General features: G+C 71.9%; 3 protein-coding genes. All 3 read right to left on the bottom strand.

Annotated elements, in window-relative coordinates:
- Nucleotides 1–183 precede the first annotated feature (183 nt).
- On the bottom strand, nt 184–4,104 hold the full coding sequence (locus tag GTW08_RS20460; protein ID WP_073578552.1) for a multifunctional oxoglutarate decarboxylase/oxoglutarate dehydrogenase thiamine pyrophosphate-binding subunit/dihydrolipoyllysine-residue succinyltransferase subunit: 3,921 nt from the start codon (nt 4,102–4,104) through the stop codon (nt 184–186).
- Nucleotides 4,105–4,248: 144 nt separating this feature from the next.
- Nucleotides 4,249–5,028: a hypothetical protein gene (locus tag GTW08_RS20455; RefSeq protein WP_083659177.1), complete on the bottom strand. Its 780-nt coding sequence runs from the start codon at nt 5,026–5,028 to the stop codon at nt 4,249–4,251.
- 186 nt (nt 5,029–5,214) lie between these two features.
- On the bottom strand, nt 5,215–6,861 hold the full coding sequence (locus GTW08_RS20450; protein ID WP_073578551.1) for a flavin-containing monooxygenase: 1,647 nt from the start codon (nt 6,859–6,861) through the stop codon (nt 5,215–5,217).
- Nucleotides 6,862–6,895: the final 34 nt, after the last annotated feature.

The following is a 6,895-nucleotide window of genomic DNA, read 5'->3' as shown; positions in this document are numbered from 1 at the left end:
CCGCGCCGCGACGCCGGAGGGCCCGGACGCCGCGCTGCGCCGCCGGATCCGGGTGGCGGAGTGGGCCGTGCCGGTCGTGACCGGCGCCGCGGTCGTCGCCGGGGCGCTGCGCCGCTCCTGACCCGTGGAACACGGACGGCCCGGCCGGGGAGATCCCCGACCGGGCCGTCGTCGTGCGTGGTGTTACCGGGCGAACGCCTTGTCGATCAGCTCGGCCTGCTCGACCTCGTGCACCTTCGACGAGCCGGCGGCCGGGGCCGCCATCCGACGCCGGGACACCCGGGTGAAGCTCCCCTGCAGCTGGGGCAGCTTCTGCGGCAGCTCCAGGCCGTAGTACGGCCACGAGCCCTGGTTGGCCGGCTCCTCCTGGACCCAGCGGACGTCACCGGCGGCCTCGGGGTAGCGCTCGAGGACGGCGGCGATCTCCTCGGCCGGCATCGGGTAGAGCCGCTCGACGCGGACCAGCGCGGCCTCGTCCACGCCTGCGTCGCCGTTCTTGCGGCGCTTGTCGCGGGCCGCGGCCAGCTCCCAGTAGATCTTGCCGGAGCAGAACAGCACCCGCTTCACCCCGGAGACGGTGTCGCCCTTGCCGGCGTGCTCCGGGTCGTCGATGACCGGGCGGAACCGGCCCTCGGTGAAGTCGGACAGCGGGCTGACGACCTGCTTGGCACGCAGCATCCACTTCGGCGTGAACACCACCAGCGGCCGGCGCACCCCGTCGAGGGTGTGCTGACGCAGCAGGTGGAAGTAGTTCGCCGGGTCCGACGGCAGCGCGACGGTCATCGAGCCCTCGGCGCACAGCTGAAGGAAGCGCTCGATGCGCCCGGAGCTGTGGTCGGGGCCCTGGCCCTCCAGGCCGTGCGGCAGCAGCAGCGCGACGTCGGAGAGCTGGCCCCACTTGGCTTCACCGGAGGAGATGAACTCGTCGATGATCGACTGGGCGCCGTTGACGAAGTCGCCGAACTGGCCCTCCCACATGACGAGCGCGTCGGAGTTGGCGACGGAGTAGCCGTACTCGAAGCCGACCGCGGCGAACTCCGAGAGCGCCGAGTCGTACGGCAGGAACCGGCCCTGCCCCTCGGCCAGGTTGCGCAGCGGGAAGTACTCCGCACCGGTGTGCCGGTCGATCAGGACCGAGTGCCGCTGCACGAAGGTGCCGCGACGCGAGTCCTGACCGGAGAGCCGGACCAGCCGGCCGTCCATCGCCAGCGAGCCGATGGCGAGCAGCTCGGCGAAGGCCCAGTCGACGTCGCCCTCGCGGGACATCTTCTCGCGCTTGCGCAGCACGGGCTCGACCCGCTTGTGCACGGCGAACCCCTCGGGGAGGTTGGCGTGCACGTCGCCGATCCGGTGGACGACCTCGAGCGGGACCGAGGTGTCGAGGTCGGACGGGACGAGCTGCTCGGACTCGATCGACGGCGAGATCACCGGCGGGGTCTTCTCGAGCTCGCGCACCTCGTTGAAGACGTGCTCGAGCTGGTTGGAGAAGTCCTTGAGCGCCTGCTCGGCCTCTTCCATGGTGATGTCACCACGGCCGATCAGCGACTCGGTGTAGATCTTCCGGACGCTGCGCTTGGCGTCGATGATGTCGTACATCGACGGCTGGGTCATCGAGGGATCGTCGCCCTCGTTGTGGCCCCGGCGCCGGTAGCAGATCATGTCGATCACGACGTCGTTGTTCCAGCGCTGGCGGTACTCCACGGCCAGCTTGGCGACCCAGACGCAGGCCTCCGGGTCGTCGCCGTTCACGTGGAAGACCGGCGCGCCGATCATCTTCGCGACGTCGGTGCAGTACTGCGAGGACCGCGAGTGCTCCGGCGCGGTGGTGAACCCGACCTGGTTGTTGACGACGACGTGCACGGTCCCGCCGGTGCGGTACCCGCGCAGCAGCGCGAGGTTCAGCGTCTCGGCCACGACGCCCTGACCGGCGAAGGCCGCGTCGCCGTGCATCAGCACCGGCAGCACGGTGAAGCCGCCGTCGCCCTTGTCGAGCAGGTCCTGCTTCGCGCGGACGATGCCCTCCAGCACCGGGTCCACGGCCTCCAGGTGCGACGGGTTCGCGGTCAGCGAGACCGCGGTCTCGCCGTCGCCGAACATGCGGAAGTACTTGCCCTCGGCACCGAGGTGGTACTTCACGTCGCCGGAACCGTGCGCCTGGCCCGGGTCGAGGTTGCCCTCGAACTCGCGGAAGATCTGGCTGATCGGCTTGCCGACGATGTTGGCCAGCACGTTGAGCCGGCCACGGTGCGGCATGCCGATGACGACCTCGTCGAGTTCGCGCTCGGCGGCCTTGTCCAGCACGGCGTCGAGCAGCGGGATGACGGTCTCGCCGCCCTCCAGCGAGAACCGCTTCTGCCCGACGTACTTGGTCTGCAGGAAGGTCTCGAAGGCCTCGGCCGCGTTCAGCCGGGACAGGATGTACTTCTGCTCCGAGGAGTCCGGCTTGACGTGCGCGACCTCGATGCGTTCCTCGAGCCACTTGCGCTGCTCGGGGTCGGCGATGTGCATGTACTCCGTGCCGATGGTGCGGCAGTAGGAGTTGCGCAGCAGGCCGAGCACGTCGCGCAGCTTCATGTGGCTCTGCCCGCCGAACCCGCCGACCGCGAAGTCGCGGTCGAGGTCCCACAGGGTCAGGCCGTGGCTGAGGACGTCGAGATCGGGGTGCCGGCGCTGGCGGTAGTTCAGCGGGTCCGTGTCGGCCATCAGGTGGCCACGGGTCCGGTAGGACTCGATCAGCTCCAGCACGCGGGCGGTCTTGTCGACCTCGCCCTCGGGGAAGTCCTGCACCCAGCGGACCGGCTCGTACGGCACCCGCAGCGACGCGAAGATGTCGTCGTAGAAGCCGTCCTCGCCGAGGAGCAGCTGGTGGATCCGGCGCAGGAAGTCGCCGGACTCGGCGCCCTGGATGATCCGGTGGTCGTAGGTCGAGGTCAGCGTGATGATCTTGGAGATGCCGAGCTCGACGAGCCGCTCCTCCGACGCGCCCTGGAAGGCGGCCGGGTACTCCATCGCGCCGACGCCGACGATCGCGCCCTGGCCCACCGACAGCCGCGGCACCGAGTGGTTGGTGCCCAGCGTGCCGGGGTTGGTCAGGCTGATCGTGGTGCCCGCGAAGTCGTCGGCGGTCAGCTTGCCGTCACGGGCCTTGCGGACCATGCCCTCGTAGGCCTGCCAGAACTGCGCGAACGACATGTTCTCGCAGCCCTTGATCGACACGACGATCAGCGAGCGGCTGCCGTCCTTGCCCGGCATGTCCATCGCCAGGCCCAGGTTCACGTGCTCCGGCGTCGCGACCGAGGGCTTGCCGTCGGTCTCGGCGAAGTGCCGGTTCATGTTCGGGAAGTCGGTCAGCGCCCGGACCAGCGCGTAGCCGATCAGGTGCGTGAACGACAGCTTCCCGCCGCGCGTGCGCTTGAGGTGGTTGTTGATGACGATGCGGTTGTCGGCGAGCAGCTTGGCGGGCACCGCACGCACGCTCGTCGCCGTGGGCAGCTCGAGCGAGGCGGTCATGTTCTTGGCGATGGCGTTCGCGGCACCGCGCAGCGGGGTGGTGGTCGCGCCACCCCCGTCCTGCGTCGGCTTCGCGGCCTTGGAACCGCTGCCCGCGGCGGGCTTGGCCGGTGTCCCGTTCGACGACGACGCCGGGGCCGGTGCGCTCGCGGTGCGCAGGCGCTCCTCGGCGGGCGGCGGCTCGGCCTTCGGGGTGACCGGCGGCGGGACGTCGCGGGAGGTGGCGGTGCCCTTGCCGCCGGCCTTCCCGCCGTTCGTCACGGCCCTCTGCGCCGGGGCGTCGCCGGAGCCGGCCGCGCCGGTCTCCGTGCCGCTCCCGCTGCCCTGGTCGTCCTCGGTGGCCGCACCTCGGGTGACCCCACCCGAGGAGGCCGCCGGGGCGGACCCGTTGCCGGAGGAGGTGTCGGCCGGCTCCTCGGTCCCGACGGACGACGAGGAGGCCTTCTCACCGTCCTTGCCGTAGTCGGCGAAGAACTCGTGCCAGGCCGGGTCCACGGCCGACGGGTCCTCCTGGAAGCGCTGGTACATCTCCTCGACGAGCCACTCGTTCGGACCGAAGTCGCTCGCCTGATGGGAGGTACTGCTCGATGACACTCTGCGTCAACCGCCTTGATAGCTGCTCGATTTGTCGCGACCGGCTACCAGGTTAGTCCCCTCGACGCGAGACCGGGCAGTGTGCCGGGTCCCACTTCGTGATCGTTTCGTGATCGACCGCACGCGGACGGCGAGCGGCACGATTCAGAAGCCGGGCGGGGACCCGAGGACGCCGACCACCGCGGTCTGCGTCGCCGTCTCGGCGACGACCGTCCCGACCGGCGGGCCGACGCGGGCCGGGCGGCGGACGGTGTCGCGCTCGCCGGCGTACTGCCCGTCGACGGGGGAGATCAGCAGCTCGGTGCGGACCGGACCGTCGTCGTGGACGAGGGTGGGGTGCCGCTCGCCGTCGAGGTTGTCGGTCTCGCCGAGGGAGACGGCCGGCATCCGGCGCAGCGCGGCGTAGAGCACCGCGCGCAGTTCGGCGGGGACCCGGCAGGTCCGCAGCGCGTCGACCGCGCTGGGGAACGGGCCGGTGTAGCCGCGGCCCGGCGGGCTGTCGGCGATCAGCCGGTCCAGCATCGCGGCCGGGTCGCGGGGCAGGCCCGCGAGGAACGCCTCGGTGGGGTTGGCCCACGAGCCGACCCTCGCGGCGGGCCGGTGGCCGTGGAGCGCGGCGTAGAAGTCGCCGTGCGGGGCGCGGAAGCGGCCGGTGGGCCACTGGTCGGCGATGTCGAAGCCGTCCTCGATCGCGGCGGCGCCGTCGCCGGACAGCCAGTGCACGCGGCCGGTCAGCTCGCGGTCGAGCAGCCAGTCCTGGGCCGGGTCGAGCGGGGTCCACTGCTGGAGCAGGTGCTCGCTGTAGTGGACGCAGAGCTCGTCGCGGGCGAAGCAGGTCCCCATCCACCAGGCGTGCGTCGCCGTGTGCCGGTACTGACCGGGGGAGATCGGCTCGTCGGAGGTCCGGATGGCGAGCTCCAGCAAGTCGGGCTCCTCGTCATGTCGCGAGTCCTGTCGCGGGTGCCCCGGCAGGGGTTGCCCGGGGCGCCGTGAACCGTGGATGACGTCACACATTCTCTACGCCCTGCCTACGAGCCGTGACGCGACCCCCCGGTACTGGGCCGAACGGCGCAATGCCGCAGGTCCCCTCGTCGGGGGGTGGCGTGGTGCTCACGCGGCCGGGCCGCGGCCGGACAGCCGGAACCCGCGGTAGCCGTCGGCGGCGACGTCGGCGCAGGTCGCGGCGTAGCGGGCGAACCCGCCGGCGTAGGGCATGAACACACTCGGCTTGCCCGGCACGTTCGCGCCCAGGTACCAGGACGACGCGGCCCGCGGCAGCAGTGTCGCGTCGGCGGCGGCCCGGTTGTGCTCGCCCCAGTCGCGCTCGGCGGCCGGGTCGGCCTCGATCCGGTCCCGGCCGGTCGCGCGCAGGTGCGCCAGGCAGCCGGCGATCCAGTCGACGTGCTGCTCGATCGAGGTCGGCATGTTCGTGAGCACCGACGGGCTGAACGGCCCGGTGACGGTGAACAGGTTCGGGAAGCCGGACACGGCCAGTCCCAGGTAGGTCCGGGGGCCCTCGCGCCAGGCGTCGCTCAGCGCGGTGCCGTCCGGGCCGACAGGGTCCAGCCGCAGCAGCGGACCGGTCAGCGCGTCGAAGCCGGTGGCGAACACCAGGTCGTCCAGCTCGTGCAGCGCGCCCGAACGCAGCCGCAGGCCACCCGGCTCGACGGCCTCGACCGGGTCGGCCCGGACGTCGACGAGCGTCACGTCGTCGCGGTTGTAGGTCTCGAAGTAGTGGGTGTCGATCGGCGGGCGCTTGGTGGCGAAGCCGTGGTCGTGCGGGAGCAGCGCCTCGGCGGTCGCCGGGTCCTCGACGACCTCCCGGATCCGGTCGCGGATGAACTCCGAGGCGGTGGCGTTGGCGGCCTCGTCGGCGAGCAGGTCCCGGTAGGCCGCGCGGAACCGCAGCCCGCCGCGCTCCCAGGCGGCCCGGTAGACGCGATCGCGCTCGTCGTCGGGGTCGTCGAGGGCGGAGCGGTCGTCGATCGTGAACGGGTGCCCGTTGGTGGATCCGGCCTGGATCCCGCGGATGCGGTCGTAGTCGGCCTTGTAGGCGCGCGACTCGTCCTCGGTCAGCGGGCCGTTGCGGGCCGGGATCGAGTAGTTCGGGGTGCGCTGGAAGACGGTCAGGTGCGCGGCCTGCTCGGCCAGCACCGGGATCGCCTGGATCCCGGTCGAGCCGGTGCCGACGACGCCGACCCGCCGCCCGGCGACGTCGACGCCCCCGTGCGGCCAGCTGCCGGTGTGGAACCAGCGCCCGGCGAAGTCGTCCAGGCCCGGCAGGTCCGGCACGTTCGCCGCGGACAGACAGCCGACCGCGGTGACCAGGAACCGGCAGCACAGGTCGGGGCCGTCCTCGACGGACACGGTCCAGCCCCGGCCGTCGGCGTCGGCGCGGGCCCCGGTGACGGTGGTCGAGAGCCGGATGTCACGGCGCAGGTCGAACCGGTCGGCGACGTGGTCGAGGTAGGCCCTGATCTCCGGCTGGCGCGGGTAGCGCTCGGTCCAGGTCCACTCCTGCTCCAGCGCGGAGTCGAAGGAGTAGCAGTAGTAGTAGCTCTCCGAGTCGCACCGCGCGCCCGGGTAGCGGTTCCAGTACCAGGTCCCGCCGACGCCGTCGGCGCGTTCCAGCACGACGGCGGACATCCCGAGCCCGCGCAGACGGTGCAGCATGTAGAGCCCGGCGAACCCGGCTCCGACCACGACCGCGTCGAACTCCTCGGGGGCGACGTCCTGACCAACAGCGCTGTCGACCATGTCACCCAGATGAGCACGCCCGCGCGGGCCCGGC

This window comes from Pseudonocardia sp. SID8383 (assembly GCF_009864975.1).
In the GTDB taxonomy this organism is placed as follows: domain Bacteria; phylum Actinomycetota; class Actinomycetes; order Mycobacteriales; family Pseudonocardiaceae; genus Pseudonocardia; species Pseudonocardia alni.
The sequence above is the reverse complement of the archived record's forward strand: the minus strand, read 5'-3'. Positions and strand labels throughout refer to the sequence as shown.

Bases quoted from the DNA above. Each gene is read 5' to 3' on its own strand.
- GTW08_RS20450 (WP_073578551.1), bottom strand. From the start codon at position 6,861: ATGGTCGACAGCGCTGTTGGTCAGGACGTCGCCCCCGAGGAGTTCGAC.